This window comes from Cellulomonas oligotrophica, from assembly GCF_013409875.1.
Lineage (GTDB): Bacteria > Actinomycetota > Actinomycetes > Actinomycetales > Cellulomonadaceae > Cellulomonas > Cellulomonas oligotrophica.
Window position 1 is genome coordinate 3,957,107 of sequence record NZ_JACCBK010000001.1, and the last position, 14,420, is coordinate 3,971,526.

The following is a 14,420-nucleotide window of genomic DNA, read 5'->3' on the forward strand; positions in this document are numbered from 1 at the left end:
CTCGACGACCCGCGCGATGCTGCGGCTGCTGCGCTGGGCCCGCCCCGCGGTGCCCCGTGTCGTCGCCGGCGGCGTCGCCACCCTCGTCGCCAGCCTCCTCGCGCTCGCCGTGCCGCAGGTGCTCGGGCAGGTCGTCAACGGCCACCTCGTCGCCGGGGGTACCCGCACCGCCGTGGTCCAGGCCGCCGGGCTCGTGCTGCTGCTCGGCGTCCTCGAGGCGTTCCTCGTCTGGTGCCGCCGGGCCCTGATCGCCACCCCCGGCACCGGCGTCGAGCGGGCCATGCGCACCGACCTGTTCCGGCACCTGCTCGACCTGCCCGTCGCGTTCCACGACCGCTGGTCCGGCGGGCAGCTGCTCCAGCGCTCCATGGGCGACCTGCACCTCGTGCGCCGGTGGATGGTGTTCGGGCTGATCCAGCTCGTCGTCGCCGCGACCACCGTCGTCGTCGGCGCCGGGCTGATGATCGCGACCAGCCCCCCGCTCGGGCTGGTGTACCTCGCCGGCGCCGTGCCCGTGGTCGCGCTGGGGTTCCGGTTCCGCCTCGACTACAAGGTCGTCGTCCGCCGCGCCCGCGACCAGGCCGGCGACCTCGCGACGTCCGTCGAGGAGTCCGTCCACGGCATCCGTGTGCTCAAGGCCTTCGGCCGCGGCGACGACGCCCTCGAGGACTTCGTGCGGCAGGCCGACGAGCTGCGCGGCACCGAGCTCGACAAGGCGCGCTCGCAGTCGCGCATGACGTTCGTGCTCGCCTGGATCCCCGAGACGACGCTGGCCGTGGCGCTCGCGGTCGGGGTGTGGCTCGCGTCGGGCGACCGGGTCAGCGTCGGGGCGCTCGTCGCGTTCTTCGCCACGGCCGTGGTGATGAGCCGTCCGGTCGAGGCGCTCGGCCAGCTCCTGGCGATGACCCTGGACGCGCGGGCCGGCACCGACCGGTACCTGGAGGTCATGGACACCGCCCCGGCCGTCGCCGACCCCGAGCAGCCGGTGGCGCTGCCGCCGGCTCCGGCGGGCGGGTCGCGCGTCGAGCTGCGGGACGTGCGGTTCGCGCACGGCCCCGGCCGGCGCGAGGTGCTGGGCGGCGTCGACCTGGTGCTCGAGCCGGGGGAGACCCTCGCGCTCGTCGGCCTCACCGGCAGCGGCAAGACGACCCTCCTGCAGCTCGTGCCCCGGCTCTACGACGTCACGGGCGGGGCCGTGCTGGTCGACGGCGTCGACGTGCGCGACCTGACCCGCGCCGACCTGCGCGCCGCGGTGGCCGTGGCGTTCGAGGACCCGATCCTGTTCTCCGCCTCGGTGCGCGAGAACGTGCTCATGGGGGTGCCCGCCGAGCACCTGGCCGGGCTCGACCCCGCCGCGGCGGACGCGCTCGTGGACCGGGCCGTCGACGTCGCCCGCGCCGGGTTCGCCCGCACCCTGCCGCGCGGCCTCGACACCGTGATCGGCGAGGAGGGGCTGAGCCTGTCCGGCGGGCAGCGGCAGCGCGTCGCCCTGGCCCGCGCCATCGCCGGCAGCCCCCGCGTGCTCGTGCTCGACGACCCGTTGTCGGCGCTCGACGTCGCCACCGAGGCCGAGGTCACCGCGGGGCTGCGCCGCACCCTGGCGACCACCACCACGCTCGTCGTCGCGCACCGCACGTCGACCGTCGCGCTCGCCGACCGCGTCGCGGTGCTCGAGGACGGGCGGATCACCGGCGTCGGCCCGCACGCCGAGCTGCTGGCGACGCACCCGCACTACCGGTACGTGCTCACCGCCGAGCACGACGCCCCCGACCGGCCCGACGCCGTGCCCGACGACGCCGTGCCTGACGACGCTGTTCCTGACGACGCGGTGCCCGACGACGCCGCGCGCATCGGCGCGGGCCCGGGGGAGGGCCGATGACCGCCACGACCGCACCCGCACACGGCGCCACCGACGACGACGGCCCGGTCCTGCCCGCGCACGAGGTCCGTGCGCGCTCGCTCGCGCTGCTCGGGTCCCTGCTGCGGCCCGTCGCGCGGCGCGCGTGGGCGACCGCGCTCGTGGTGGTCGGCGCCCAGCTCGCGCTCGTCGCCGGGCCGGCGCTCGTGGCTGCGGGCATCGACCGCGGCCTGCCCGCCCTGCGTGCGGGCGACGCCGGCCCGCTGCTGCTGGTGGCGGGCGTCTACGCGGCCGCCGCGCTGGCCGCGGGTGTGCTCACCGCGGCCACCGTGCGCCTGGCCGCGCGCGTCAGCCAGGCCGTGCTGCTGGACCTGCGGGGCCGGGTGTTCCGGCACACCCAGCGCCTGAGCCTGGAGTTCCACGAGCGGTACACCTCGGGCCGGATCATCTCCCGACAGACCTCCGACCTGGAGGCCCTGCGCGAGCTCCTCGACGGCGGCGTGACGACCTTGGCGGCCAGCGGCCTGGCCATGGTGTTCACCGCGACCAGCCTGGTGCTGCTCGACTGGCGCTCCGGCCTGGTGCTGCTGGTCGCGGTGGTGCCCGGCCTGGTGCTCACCCGCTGGTTCCAGCGGCGGTCGCAGGCGCAGTACCGGCGTTCGCGCACGGCCGCGGCGCGGGTCATCGTGCGGTTCGTCGAGACCATGACCGGGGTGCGCGCGGTGCAGGCGTTCCGCCGCGAGCGCGAGGTCGCGGGCGTGTACGACGGGCTCGCCGAGGAGTACCGCGCCGCGAACGCCGAGGCGATCCGCGTCAACGGCGTCTTCGACACCGGCCTCGTGCTCATCGGCAACGTCACGCTGGCCGCGGTGCTCCTGGTCGGCGGGCTGCGCGTGCTCGACGGCGGCCTGGAGGTCGGGGTCCTCGTCGCGGCGGTGCTGTACGCGCGGCGGTTCTTCGCGCCGCTGGCGCAGGTCGGCATGTTCTACAACGCGTTCCAGTCGGCGACGGCGGCGCTGGAGAAGCTCTCGGCGCTGCTCGCGGAGGAGCCGACGGTCCCGGACCCGGTGCGGCCCGTGCGGGTGGTCCGCCCGGCCGGGGACGTGCGGTTCGACGGCGTGGAGTTCGGGTACGGCGCGGGCCCGTCGGTGCTGCCGCACCTGGACCTGCACGTGCCCGCGGGGCAGACGCTCGCGCTGGTGGGGGAGACGGGCGCGGGCAAGTCGACGGTCGCCAAGCTGCTCGCGCGGTTCTACGACCCGCGGGCCGGTGCGGTGCGCCTGGACGGGGTGGACCTGCGCGACGTCGACGCCACCGACCTGCGGCGCGCCGTGGTCATGGTGACGCAGGAGGCGTACCTGTTCTCCGGGTCGGTGCGCGCGAACATCGCGCTGGGCCGCCCCGACGCCTCCGACGCGGAGGTCGAGGCCGCGGCGCGCGCGGTGGGCGTGCACGACCTGGTGATGTCTCTGCCGGACGGGTACGCCACGGGCGTCGACACCCGCGGGGTCCGGCTCTCGGCGGGCCAGCGCCAGCTCGTGTCGTTCGCCCGGGCGTTCCTCGCCGACCCGGCGGTGCTGGTGCTCGACGAGGCGACGAGCTCGCTCGACGTGCCGGGCGAGCAGCTCGTGCAGGACGGGCTGCGGCGCCTGCTCGTGGGCCGCACGGCCGTGGTCATCGCGCACCGGCTGTCGACCGTCATGCACGCCGACCGGGTGCTCGTCGTCGCCGACGGGCGCGTCGCCGAGGACGGCAGCCCCGAGGAGCTGGTGGCGGCCGGCGGGCGGTTCGCGGCCCTGCACGCCCAGTGGCAGGACTCGCTGCGCACCCCCTGACCCGCGCGTGAGCAGGCGGTCGGACGGGCCGCGTGCCGGGTGGGGTCAGCGGGTCGGGCGGCCGTCGCGGCGGGCGGCGGCCACGACGGCGCGCCACACCTCCTCGACCACCGCGCGGGTCTGCCGCTCGGCCTCGTCCTCCTCGCCCTGCGCGACGGCCAGCGCCACGGCCCGGTGCCCGTCGAGGGACGGCTCGGCGGGGACCTCGGGCATCAGCCCGAGCGCGGCCCGCCCGGCGAGCACCTCGGTGACGGCGCCGCCGAGCATGCCGAGCAGCGGGTTGCCGCCGGCGCGCAGCAGCACGGTGTGGAACGCGACGTCGGCGTCGAGGTACGCGGCGGAGGCCGCCTGCTCGTCGGCGCCCAGGGCGTGCAGGCGGTCCGCGAGCTCGACGAGCCGGGCGCGTGTCGGCGCGTCGGCGTACCGGGCGGCGAGGCGGGCGGCGGTGGGCTCGACGGCCAGGCGCAGCTCGGTGAGCTCGACGAGCTGGCGGTAGCGGCCCGGGCCGGCCAGGCGCCACTGGATGACCTGGGGGTCGAGGGCGTGCCAGGCGTGCTCGGGCTGCACGGTGATGCCGACGCGCTGGCGGCTGGTGACCATGCCGACCGCCTCGAGCACGCGCACCGCCTCGCGCACGACCGTGCGGGACACGCCCAGCTCGGCCTCGAGGCCGGCGAGCGTGAGCACCGTCCCGGCGGGCAGGTCGCCCGCGGCGATGCGGCGGCCGAGGCGGTCGAGCACGCCGCCGTGCAGCCCCTTGCCCATCGCCCGTCCTCCACCCGTCGGTGGCCGCAGTCTACGGACCGGGCCTGCGGCGGGGCCGGGACCAGCCCGGTTGGCAATAGTCATACTTTATGGCAGCGTGGGCGGGCGGCGTCGTCCGACCCCACGATGGGACGGACGCCCACGCCCGGCCCACCTCGATCGACGGAGATCCGACATGGACGACTGGACGCAGACCCTCGGCGCAGGCCCCCTCCTGGGCATCGCCGCCGGCGCGATCGCGCTGATCCTCGTGCTCGTCATCCGGTTCCGGGTGCACGCGTTCCTCACCCTCGTGGTGGTCTCGCTCCTCACGGCGGTCGCCACCGGCATCCCCACCGGGTCGCTCGTCGACGTGCTGCTCGACGGGTTCGGCGGCACGCTGGCCAGCGTCGCGCTGCTCATCGGCCTCGGCGCCATGCTCGGCAAGCTCGTCGAGCACTCCGGCGGCGCCCGCGTCCTGGCCGACGCCCTCGTCGGGGTGTTCGGCGAGAAGCGCGCCGTGCTCGCGCTCGGCCTGGCGTCCCTCGCGCTCGGGTTCCCGATCTTCTTCGACGCCGGCCTCATCGTCATGCTGCCGATCATCTTCGCCGTCGCCCGGCGCCTCGGCGGCGACAACGTGCTGCTCTACGGCATCCCCGCCGCCGCGGCGTTCTCCGTCATGCACGTCTTCGTGCCCCCGCACCCCGGGCCCGTCGCCGCCACCGAGCTCTACGGCGCCAACCTCGGCATCGTCCTGCTCGTCGGCCTGCTGCTCGCCGTCCCCACCTGGTACGTCGCCGGCTACCTGTGGGGCCTGTTCGTCGGGCGGCGCATCGTCCTGCCCGTTCCGGCGCTCTTCGGCGACGTCGACGACGACCAGCCCACCGATCCGCCCCGCGTCGCCACCGTCGTCGGCGTGCTGCTGCTGCCGCTCGTGCTGATCTTCCTCAACACCGGCCTCGACGCCCTCGGCACCGCCGGCGTCGTCGACCCCGAGGCCGGCTGGGTGCAGGCCCTGACCGTCCTCGGCTCCTCCGGCGTCGCGCTGCTGATCTCCGTGCTCGTCGCGTCCGTCGTGCTCGGCACCCGCCGCGGCGTCGACAAGACCGCGCTGGAGAAGGTCCTCGACTCCTCCCTCGGCCCCGTCTGCTCCGTCATCCTCATCACCGGTGCCGGCGGCATGTTCGGCGGCGTGCTGCGCGCCTCCGGAATCGGCGACGCCCTCTCCTCCGCGCTGGAGTCCGTCGGTCTGCCCGTCATCGTCGCCGCCTACCTCATCGCCCTGCTGCTGCGCGTCGCCCAGGGCTCGGCCACCGTCGCCCTCGTCACCGCCGCCGGCCTGGCCGCCCCCGCCGTCGCCGCCGGGGACTTCACCACCCTCCAGGTCGCCTGCATCGTGCTGGCCACCGCCGCCGGGTCCGTGTTCGCCTCCCACGTCAACGACTCCGGGTTCTGGCTCGTCGGCCGCCTCATGGGCATGGACGTCAAGACGACCCTCAAGACCTGGACCGTCCAGCAGGCCCTGCAGTCCGTCGTCGCGTTCGCCGTGGTGCTGGTCGTCTACGGCGTCGCGTCCACCGTCTGACCCCCGCACCCGTCCGCGACGCCCGACCCGGAAGGCCCGCCGTGCCGCACCCGACCAGCACCGCCGCCGAGAGCGCCAGCGCGACCCCCGGCACGCGCGCCGACGTCGTCCTCGGTGTCGACCTCGGCACCACCAGCACCAAGGTCGTCGCGTTCGACACCCGCGGCCGCCAGCTCGCGACCGCGTCCCGGGGCATCGACCTCGACGAGCCGCACCCCGGCCACGCCGTGCAGGACCCCGACGCCATCGTCGACGCCGTCCGCACCTGCGTGCGGGACGTCGTCAGCCAGGTCGGCGCGCACCGCGTCGCCGCCCTGTCGTTCAGCAGCGCCATGCACTCCCTGCTCGGCCTGTCCCCGACGCTCGACCCCCTCACCCCGTCCGTCACCTGGGGCGACACCCGCGCCGCCGCCCAGGCCGAACGCCTGCGCGCCGCCACCGGCGGGCTCGCCCTGCACCAGCGCACCGGCACCCCCCTGCACCCCATGTCCCCGCTGCCCAAGCTCGTGTGGTTCCACGAGCAGGAGCCCAAGCTCTGCGAGGGCGTCGGGTTCTGGGTCGGCATCAAGGACTACGTGCTGTGGCGGCTGTGCGGCGCCCTCGTCGTCGACCACTCCACCGCCTCGGCCACCGGCCTGCTCACCATGGCCGACCTGCGGTGGGACGACGAGGCGCTCGCGCTCGCGGGCATCACCGCCGAGCAGCTGCCCGAGCTCGTCCCCACCACCCACGTGCTGCCCCTCGGCGAGGACGCCGCCGCCGCGACCGGCCTGCCCGTCGGCACCCGCGTCGTCGTCGGCGCCGCCGACGGCCCCCTGGCCAACCTCGGCGTCGGCGCCGTCCGGCCCGGCGTCGCCGCCTGCTCCCTCGGCACGTCCGGCGCCCTGCGCGTCGTCGTCGACCGCCCCGCCGTCGACCCCCTCGGCGGCGTGTTCTGCTACGCCCTGACACCCACCCGGTGGGTCGTCGGCGGCGCGATCAACAACGGTGGCGTCGTCCTGGGCTGGGCGCACGACACCCTCGCCCCCGACACCGCCGACGAGGCCGAGCTCCTCGAGATCGCCGCGCGCGCACCCGTCGGCTCCGGCGGGCTGCTCATGCTCCCGTACCTGCTGTCCGAGCGGGCCCCGCACTGGAGCGCCCTGCCCCGCGGCGCCTACGTCGGCCTCACCCGCGCCCACCGCCGCGAGCACCTGCTGCGCGCCGCCGTCGAGGGCGTCTGCCTGCAGCTCGCCACCGTGCTGCGCGCCATGCGCGCCGCCGGCCTCGACATCTCCCAGGTCCGCGCCACCGGCGGCGTCATGCGCTCCGACCTGTGGCAGCAGGTGCTCGCCGACGCCTTCGACATGGACGTGCACCTCGCGCAGGGCCAGGAGGGCTCCGGGTTCGGCGCCGCCCTGCTCGGCATGGAGGCCGTCGGCCTGGTCCCCAGCATCGACGTCGTCGAGGACATGGTCGAGATCACCCGCACCGTGCACCCGCGCCCCGCGGCCGCCGAGCTGTACCGCTCGCTGCTGCCCGTCTTCTCCGAGCTGTACGACGCCCTCGTCCCCACCTACCGCGCCCTGCGCCGCCTCGCCCCGTCCCTCCCGCTCGACACCGCCCCGGGCCCGTAGTCGAGGTCGCTCCTCTCGGTGCGCGGGCATCCACAGGGCGTCCGATGGAAGGTGGCTTGGCAAGTAGGCTTGCCAGGTGGACGACGACAGAGGCATCCTGGTCCTGCCGAGCGCACTCAAGCGCCCTGGGATCGAGGAGGCTGACATCGAGCATGCGCTCGCGTTCGCCGTGCGCAGCTTCGACACGGACGACTGGGTGATGACGATCGGACCCGGGCGTGACGGGGGATTGCTGGAGATCGGGCACCGTGCCCGATGGGGTTTCAGGTTCGTGGTCTTCCACGCGATGGCTGCGCGGAACCAGTTCCTGCTCCACGACGAGGGAAGGTGAGGGGCAGATGGGCATCGATGAACTCCGCCTGACGCCCGAGGAGCGCGCAGAGATCGAGGCGTGGGGCGATTCGATGGCGGTTGCGGCCGAGATGGTCGAGCCTGCTGCGCTCGTCCCGACCTCGCCGTTGCTCCTCGAGATCCGCCGGGCCGCCGCCCGCCGCGCGTACCTGGCCAACGAGGCTGAGCGCGCCGTTCGTGACGCGGTCGCCCGCGCGCGGGCCGAAGGGCTGTCGTGGAACGTCGTGGGGCAGGCGCTCGGTACCACGGGTGAGGCGGCCCGCCAGCGGTACTCCGCCGCCTGATCCACCGGCCAGTCACACCCGACCGAGGGGCCCCCGGCACCGCTCGCGCCCGCTACGGTGATCGGCGCAGGTGGTCGGACCTCTCCGGCACCTGGCGTCGCGACGTCGGAGGTGGGCACGTGCTCGTCGAGCACCTCGAGCGCTGGCTCGGTCAGATGGTCGGTGGCTGGCGGGTCGACGACCCGCAGTTCGGCGGCCTGGCGTTCCAGGTGTTCCGGCACGGCGGCAACGCGGTCCCGCAGTCGGCCGCGTACGTGACCGTCGGCGTCAACCGGTACCTCGGCGGGCGGTCCCTCGACGGGCACCCCATCAGCCAGGAGCTCATGCTGCTGCTGCCCGACGACCTCGTCGAGGCGGACCGCACCGCGTTCGACGCCCTCGCCGACGCGGGGTTCGCGGTGCTGCGCGACGGCCCGTTCCTGCGCGGCCAGGTCGTCCCCACCCGCGCCGAGCCGCTGCTGGCCGCCGGCAAGCCGTTCCTCTACGTCACCCTGCCCGTCTTCTTCGACGACCGGTTCGCCGTCGCCCACCAGGACGGTCAGCCCGTCGTCATCGCCTGGGTCGTGCCCGTCACCGCCGCCGAGCAGCAGTACGTGACGACGTACGGCTGGGAGGCGTTCGAGGCCCTGCTCCTGCACGAGGACCCTGACCTCGTCGACCTCTACCGCCCGTCGGCCGTCTGACGCCGTGGCGGACGAGATCGTGCGACGGATGGTGGCAGGGGCTCGACCTGGCGCGCTCGGTCCACCGGCCCTGGACGCGTCGCGCTGCGCGGCCTGCGCAAGACGTCCGTCAGCAGATCGAGATCGTGATGAGGACACCGCACCGCTACCTCGTCTTCAACGGCGACTGAGCCCCGGGCATCGCCCACCAGAAGTGCCTCTCGTCCGACTCCGGCGTCCTGGCGGACGCCCGGTCGCCGCGCACGCGGAGTATGCGCGCGGCGAGGCGCGAACCCCCTCTTGACCTGGTCGTCTGCCGGTACGGTGCACAGCGCCGGAACGCGCCGGGGACGACTCCCCGGGGCGGAGCCCACCACCGGGACCCGGGGGAGCGAGGGGAGGATCCGTGCTCGTCGAGCATCTCGAACGATGGCTCGGAGAGATCGTCATGGGGTCGCGCGCCCTCGCCCCGGACGGTGAGCAGCTGCCCTTCCAGGTGGTGCGGCACGGCTCACCCGTGCCGCGCTCGGTCGCGTACGCGACGCTCGGGCTGAACCGCTTCCCCGGTTGTACCGCGCTCGACGGCCACCCGATCCGTCAGGAGCTGCTGCTGCTCCTTCCGGACGACCTGCCCGACCAGGACCGCATCGCCGCCGCGACCCGTCTCCGACGCCGGCCTGCACGTGCTCGAGCAGGGCCCCCTCCTGCGGGGCGAGGTGCTGCACGTCCACGTCGACCCGCTGGTCGAGGCCGGCAAGCCCGCCCTCTACGTCACCGGCCCCGTGTACCTCGACGACGCGTTCGCGGTGGTCGAGGAGAACGGCCACCCCGTGATGATCGCGTGGCTCGTCCCGATCTCCGCGGCGGAGCACCAGTACGTCGCGACCCAGGGGTGGGACCCGTTCGAGGACGTCCTCGTGGCCCGCGACCCCGACCTGGTGGACGTCCGCCGCCCGTCGGTGGTGTGAGCCGACACGGCCGAGCGTCACGATCGGCATCCCGACGGCCGCGCAGCAGGGTGCGCTCCGCGCACGGGACGACCCGGTGAGGGGACATGGGTGACATGGTGGGACGGATGCTCCGGGAGCCGATGGGGCTCGGCGTGTTCTCGCCGTACGACCGGAGCGAGGAGGGCTCCGCGTACGACCTGCGCCGGCTGGTCGACGCGATTCCGCGAGAGGAGCGGGCCGCCGTCGCGGACTACCTGGACAGCGCCCCGCTCGTCGTGGCGTGGATGTGCGTGGACCGGGACACGATCAGCGGCGTCCCCGACGCCGTCATGGGCGGGTCCTCGATCGCGACCGACGGCGTCTGGATCTGGAGGTGCGAGGCCTCCTACTACGTCCGCACGTACGGCGTCGCGATCCCCGGGCCGGCCCTCACCCGCATGCGACAGCTGAGCTGGCGGCCGCCGCCGCTCGCGCCCGAGGACGTGGCCGCGCTCGAGCGCCGCGTCCTCCTCAGGCTCGAGGAGTGGTACTGAGATCGGCGGCGGCCGCCCGTCAGCGAGCCGGGTCGGTTGCGTGGTGCAGGGAGTCGCGGACGAAAGCCGCGCTGGTGGGCCCGCCGTAGGTGGCGGCGAACCGCGGGTCGTCGACGTACATGTCCCCGAGGCCGCGGACGTACTCCGGGTCAGGGGTGCCCGCCGGTGTGCGGGGCGTGCCCGGGATCGACGCCAGCCAGTCGAGGTGACGCGCGGCCAGCGCCTGCGCCTGGGGCGAGGCGGGGTCCGTGCCGGCGGAGGCGGCGGCGATCCAGTCCTGCGTGAGGGTCGCTGCGGCGTCCTTCCAGGTGGTGCGCTCGGCGTCGGACATGCCACGCCACCACGCGTCGGACGTCGCGTACGCGTCGGCGCCCCAGCGGGCGGTCACCTCGTCCTTGTGCTGGGTGTGATCGAAGCCGTCGAACATCTGCTCGGTCATGAGGGTCTCCCCGTTCGTGCGTGCGGTCAGGGTGGCGCGGACGGACGCCGCCTGGCGGGCCAGGCGCTGCTGCTCGGCGTCGAGCCAGTCGAGGTGGTGGCGCAGCGCCGTGGTCTCGTCGGTCTGGCGGTCGAGCACGTCGCGGATCTGGGGCAGCCCCAGTCCGAGGTCGCGCAGCAGCAGGATCCGCTGGAGGCGGACCAGGGCGTCCTGGTCGTACCAGCGCAGCCCGTTGGAGCCCGTCCGTGTGGGCGGCAGGAGGCCGACGGCGTCGTAGTGGCGCAAGGTCCTGCTGGTGACCCCCGTGAGCCGGGCGATCTCCTGGATCGAGGCCTGCATCGTCGTCCCTCCCGTCGTGTCGTGCGTGCCTGGACGACGGTAGGAGCTGACGCAGCGTCAATGTCAACAGCCTCGACCTCCCCGGAGGGACAGCGATCCCCGAGTAGTCTGCTCCGCGACTCATGCGCTGAAAGGTCTGAATGCAGTGCTTTCCCCAGATGCCGGGCTCCCGGTTCGCGTCGAGGGCGTGGAGGTTCAGGACCCGATCCTGACTCTGTTCGGCGAGGGCTGGTCGTTGACGATCGCCTGCCCCTGGGAGGGCGCGGTCGCTGGACGTCCCCTGTCCTGGGAGGCCGATGACATCGAGGATTGGGTCTGGGATCTGGTCGGCGGCACCCTGGACGCCGTGCGGCAGGAGGGTTCTGCGGTCAGGTTCAGCTTCTCGACCGGGACGCTGATCGCGACCCCGGACACCGATCTGGATCCTTGGGTGCTCAAGCTCCCGAGCGGTCTGGTGGTCGGCAGGATGACGTGACGATTCTGTCGAGGCAATGGGACTGTCATGGCCTTCGCGCAGCCAGGCCCGGGCGGCGAGGCCCATGCCTTCATGGTGGATTTCTCAGCACCGGGTCTGCGGGCGGCTGCCATGGGCGAAATCGCGGCTCGCATCAAGAAGCATCGCGGGCTGAAGATTATGAACCGTCGGTCAGGAGCGGGCTGTGAAGGCTTCGGTGACTTTTCCCCAGATGCGGGACTATGTGATCGATGCTCTTCGGTCGCTCGCTGACGTGGACCATCAGCGGGTCGTGTGGGGGCGTTACGAGGAGGGCGTGAGCTACTACGACGACCTGACCCTGAACGTGCACGTCCTGTACGACGACTGTCTGGTAGTCCCCGAACCGTCGGTCGTCGTCGGGGCGGTCCTCTTCGAGCACGAGGTGCAGGCGTTCACGGCGCTCCACGCGGCACTCGGACCGATGATCGACGATCTGCAGGACGCGTCCGACGATGTCTACACCGCGGATCCGCGGTGGTCGGACGTCGTTGCAGCAGCAGCCGCCGCCCTCGTCGTCATGGGAGCGGCAGAGTGACGTGCACCTGCGGGTCGACGCCAACGCGGGACAAGCGTTGCGCGCACGGCCGAGGATCTGGCCCCCGACGTCCGAACGGCCGTCCAGTGAGCCCGTCCTGCGTGAGGCTTGTCGGCTACCTCGGCGTAGGTCCGACGTGAGTACCGGGTTGTCCGAGCGGGCGAGGCAGTTCATCCAAGAGCACGGGACCGGTGCTGCGCGTGCCAGTTTCGGCATGGCTGATCTGGGCCTCATGTTCCCGACGCTCCGGCGTGACCCGCACCTCGTCGCGGCAATGGAGCCGGCATTCGTCGCACGGTTGCCCACGGTGGTCGAGTTCGAGCGGACGTACGGGGGTCTCACGGTCCCGGTGGTCGGGGGTCCGCTCGAGGGTGAGATCCGGCTCGGGCTTCACGGGGTCGACCCGGTGTGGCGCGCATCGGACGGGCGGCTGGTGTACCGCGGGGCCAGGCACCCGACGGCGCAGTGCACGCTCCTGTTCGACTCGGACGGCCGCTTCGGTACCGCGTGGCACGACAAGTTCAACGTCATGCTCGACTCGGTCGAGCTCGTGCTCGAGCAAGCGGCAGCATGGGCTGCCCTCCACGGGTGGCCGCACTCCGCGATCGTGACCGGTGCCGACGCCGCCGAGGTGGTGCGGGCCGTGGGAGGCCTGAGCCTGGACGGTGACGCGTCGGGCGAGCTGTCGCAGTGGTGGTCCAGCGATGACCTCGTTGCCGTCTCCTCGTACGGCCTCAATGGTCGAGGGCGGGCTCCCGCCAGCATCCACCTGGTCGCCCGTGCGGCGGCGCAGGCACGCGAGATCAGGGCCGCGCTCACTGGCCACGGGTTTACCGTCAGCGGGTACTTCGTGGGCCGGTTCGAGAGGGTTCCGCAGCTGGTGCGTGAGGGAGTGGTCCCGGGCGCCGACGGGGGCCCTCGACGGGAGGATCGGTGAGGCGATGACACGAGTCTTCGCCGGTGAGGCGGGCGGTAGACAGGTGGTCGACTTCGTCGCCACGACGGGACCGTGCCAGGGCAGCGTGCTCTTCGCACTCGTCCTGGGCGCAGCGCAGATGGCACAGTGGGGGTTGCCGTGAGTCGGTTCACCCAGGCGGTCTCGTGGTCTGGGCGGGGCGTGACGCTCATTCTCTTCGCGGTCTTTCCTGCCGATGCCTCCATCGCGTCACTTGAGCGCGTAGGGGGTCAGGTCCAGCCTCGGGACGTGCGGCGATACCGCCTCGAAGATCTCGATCGACGGCTCGGCGGCCGTCAGTGCTATGAGTGGGACCTGGCCTTCGACGCGGTGCCATCGGGCGCGGAAGGTCTCGTGTCAGCCTGGCTCGCGGCTGCTCTCGACGCCGGTGCGGAGTTTGCGTGGTTCGCTTTCGAAGGCTCCTTTAACTTCAATCACATCCTGACGGCGGACATCGCCGATCAGGTTTTCGCCGTGGGGAGCAGCGCCGGCATCCATGTCGCGATTGATGATCGGGCCCGGGTCGCGGCCGGCTGGGTAGCCACGATCACCGCCGTGCGGGAGCGGGCTGGCTTGTGACGCGAGCCGGACTGCGTGGCGATGGCGACGTGCCCTGCTCGTGGTGCTCGAAGCCCGTCTCGCCGTAGCGGGTGAAGTGGACCGTGAACATCGACGTGGAAGGCCGGACGAGGGGCTGTCACGTCGGCCGCAGCCTCTCCAGCAGGGCGGCGTCGTACGTCGCAGCATCGACGTCCATAACCCGGTACCGGTCCAGTGCGGCGTCCCACGCGTCCCACGGTGCGCGTGCGGCGGCGTTCTCATGCACGACTCGAACGTCGTCCGGTCGCCGCGGCGGCGGCCGCCGCACTAGTCGTCATGGGAGCGGCGGAGTGAGGTGCACCTGCTGGTGGACGTCGCCCGCGTCGAGTCCGGGTCGGTGACGTCCTGGCCGTGGGAGGGTGGCGCCGTGCTGCACGACGAGTTCATGGTCGAGGTGGTCGCCCTCCAGCCGTGGGGCGCCGGAGCGCGCGCCGATGGCGGTACGGACGTGTTCATCGACCACGCGAAGATGGGCACTGCGGGTGTCGGTGAGCGTGTGCTGGTGGTCGTTCTCGACGATGCGCGCCGGCCGGTCCGAGCGAGCGTGCTCGCGGACGACATCGAGATCGGGCGGGGCTTTCGTGCGCGCAGGGTGAGCCGGGCATGACGGCCGGCGCTGCCTCCGCCTGGCGGCCGGG

At 73.5% G+C, this 14,420-nt stretch carries 17 protein-coding genes; 14 read left to right on the forward strand and 3 right to left on the reverse strand.

Features of this window, described 5'->3' with window-relative positions; all coding sequences use genetic code 11:
- Nucleotides 1-16 precede the first annotated feature (16 nt).
- Both BKA21_RS18155 and BKA21_RS18160 read left to right on the forward strand, forming a co-directional pair.
- Nucleotides 17-1,879 (forward strand): ABC transporter ATP-binding protein, encoded by a 1,863-nt coding sequence (locus BKA21_RS18155; RefSeq protein WP_140460575.1) that lies wholly within the window; start codon nt 17-19, stop codon nt 1,877-1,879.
- Nucleotides 1,876-3,693 carry an ABC transporter ATP-binding protein gene (locus BKA21_RS18160; protein WP_140460373.1) on the forward strand — a complete coding sequence of 606 codons (1,818 nt, stop codon included), beginning with the start codon at nt 1,876-1,878 and terminating at the stop codon, nt 3,691-3,693. The genes BKA21_RS18155 and BKA21_RS18160 overlap by 4 nt, the downstream gene beginning before the upstream one ends.
- Before the next feature lie 45 nt (nt 3,694-3,738).
- On the opposite strand, the gene BKA21_RS18165 is transcribed toward BKA21_RS18160, so the two are convergent.
- Nucleotides 3,739-4,458 carry a FadR/GntR family transcriptional regulator gene (locus BKA21_RS18165; protein WP_140460374.1) on the reverse strand — a complete coding sequence of 240 codons (720 nt, stop codon included), beginning with the start codon at nt 4,456-4,458 and terminating at the stop codon, nt 3,739-3,741.
- Between the two features lie 175 nt (nt 4,459-4,633).
- Between BKA21_RS18165 and BKA21_RS18170 the strand changes: the two genes are divergently transcribed.
- The 7 genes from BKA21_RS18170 to BKA21_RS19135 all read left to right on the forward strand — a co-directional run bounded on the left by BKA21_RS18170 (nt 4,634) and on the right by BKA21_RS19135 (nt 10,418).
- Nucleotides 4,634-6,022, forward strand: coding sequence for a GntP family permease (locus BKA21_RS18170; protein WP_140460375.1), 1,389 nt, complete (start codon nt 4,634-4,636; stop codon nt 6,020-6,022).
- A gap of 41 nt (nt 6,023-6,063) precedes the next feature.
- A complete protein-coding gene (locus BKA21_RS20050) occupies nt 6,064-7,638 on the forward strand; it encodes a gluconokinase (RefSeq protein ID WP_140460376.1) in 1,575 nt (524 codons plus the stop codon).
- Nucleotides 7,639-7,714: 76 nt separating this feature from the next.
- Nucleotides 7,715-7,969, forward strand: coding sequence for a hypothetical protein (locus BKA21_RS18180; protein WP_239072952.1), 255 nt, complete (start codon nt 7,715-7,717; stop codon nt 7,967-7,969).
- A 7-nt stretch (nt 7,970-7,976) separates the two neighbouring features.
- Nucleotides 7,977-8,273 (forward strand): hypothetical protein, encoded by a 297-nt coding sequence (locus BKA21_RS18185; protein ID WP_140460377.1) that lies wholly within the window; start codon nt 7,977-7,979, stop codon nt 8,271-8,273.
- 119 nt (nt 8,274-8,392) lie between these two features.
- Nucleotides 8,393-8,956 carry a suppressor of fused domain protein gene (locus tag BKA21_RS18190; protein ID WP_140460378.1) on the forward strand — a complete coding sequence of 188 codons (564 nt, stop codon included), beginning with the start codon at nt 8,393-8,395 and terminating at the stop codon, nt 8,954-8,956.
- Nucleotides 8,957-9,618: 662 nt separating this feature from the next.
- Nucleotides 9,619-9,903, forward strand: a complete 285-nt coding sequence (locus tag BKA21_RS18195) for a suppressor of fused domain protein (protein WP_170209111.1) — start codon at nt 9,619-9,621, stop codon at nt 9,901-9,903.
- Nucleotides 9,904-10,010: 107 nt separating this feature from the next.
- Nucleotides 10,011-10,418 carry a hypothetical protein gene (locus BKA21_RS19135; protein ID WP_203793523.1) on the forward strand — a complete coding sequence of 136 codons (408 nt, stop codon included), beginning with the start codon at nt 10,011-10,013 and terminating at the stop codon, nt 10,416-10,418.
- Nucleotides 10,419-10,437: 19 nt separating this feature from the next.
- Here BKA21_RS19135 and BKA21_RS18205 read toward each other — a convergent pair whose 3' ends face one another.
- Nucleotides 10,438-11,196, reverse strand: a complete 759-nt coding sequence (locus BKA21_RS18205) for a MerR family transcriptional regulator (protein WP_140460380.1) — start codon at nt 11,194-11,196, stop codon at nt 10,438-10,440.
- A gap of 187 nt (nt 11,197-11,383) precedes the next feature.
- Here BKA21_RS18205 and BKA21_RS18210 point away from each other — a divergent pair, with 187 nt between their 5' ends.
- The 4 genes from BKA21_RS18210 (at nt 11,384) to BKA21_RS18225 (ending at nt 13,761) form a co-directional block, all read left to right on the forward strand.
- Complete coding sequence (locus tag BKA21_RS18210) at nt 11,384-11,671, forward strand: hypothetical protein (protein ID WP_140460381.1); 288 nt, start codon at nt 11,384-11,386, stop codon at nt 11,669-11,671.
- A 184-nt stretch (nt 11,672-11,855) separates the two neighbouring features.
- Nucleotides 11,856-12,227, forward strand: a complete 372-nt coding sequence (locus BKA21_RS18215; protein WP_140460382.1) for an SCO4402 family protein — start codon at nt 11,856-11,858, stop codon at nt 12,225-12,227.
- A gap of 214 nt (nt 12,228-12,441) precedes the next feature.
- Complete coding sequence (locus BKA21_RS18220; protein ID WP_140460383.1) at nt 12,442-13,164, forward strand: hypothetical protein; 723 nt, start codon at nt 12,442-12,444, stop codon at nt 13,162-13,164.
- A gap of 267 nt (nt 13,165-13,431) precedes the next feature.
- The gene (locus tag BKA21_RS18225; RefSeq protein ID WP_140460384.1) at nt 13,432-13,761 is read left to right on the forward strand and encodes a hypothetical protein; all 330 of its coding nucleotides are present in this window, start codon (nt 13,432-13,434) and stop codon (nt 13,759-13,761) included.
- Nucleotides 13,762-13,879: 118 nt separating this feature from the next.
- Here the strand turns inward: BKA21_RS18225 and BKA21_RS19825 are convergent, their stop codons facing one another.
- The gene (locus tag BKA21_RS19825) at nt 13,880-14,008 is read right to left on the reverse strand and encodes a hypothetical protein (protein ID WP_257023435.1); all 129 of its coding nucleotides are present in this window, start codon (nt 14,006-14,008) and stop codon (nt 13,880-13,882) included.
- A gap of 69 nt (nt 14,009-14,077) precedes the next feature.
- On the opposite strand from BKA21_RS19825, the gene BKA21_RS18230 reads away from it, so the two are divergent.
- Nucleotides 14,078-14,389 carry a hypothetical protein gene (locus BKA21_RS18230; RefSeq protein ID WP_140460385.1) on the forward strand — a complete coding sequence of 104 codons (312 nt, stop codon included), beginning with the start codon at nt 14,078-14,080 and terminating at the stop codon, nt 14,387-14,389.
- Nucleotides 14,390-14,420 lie beyond the last annotated feature (31 nt).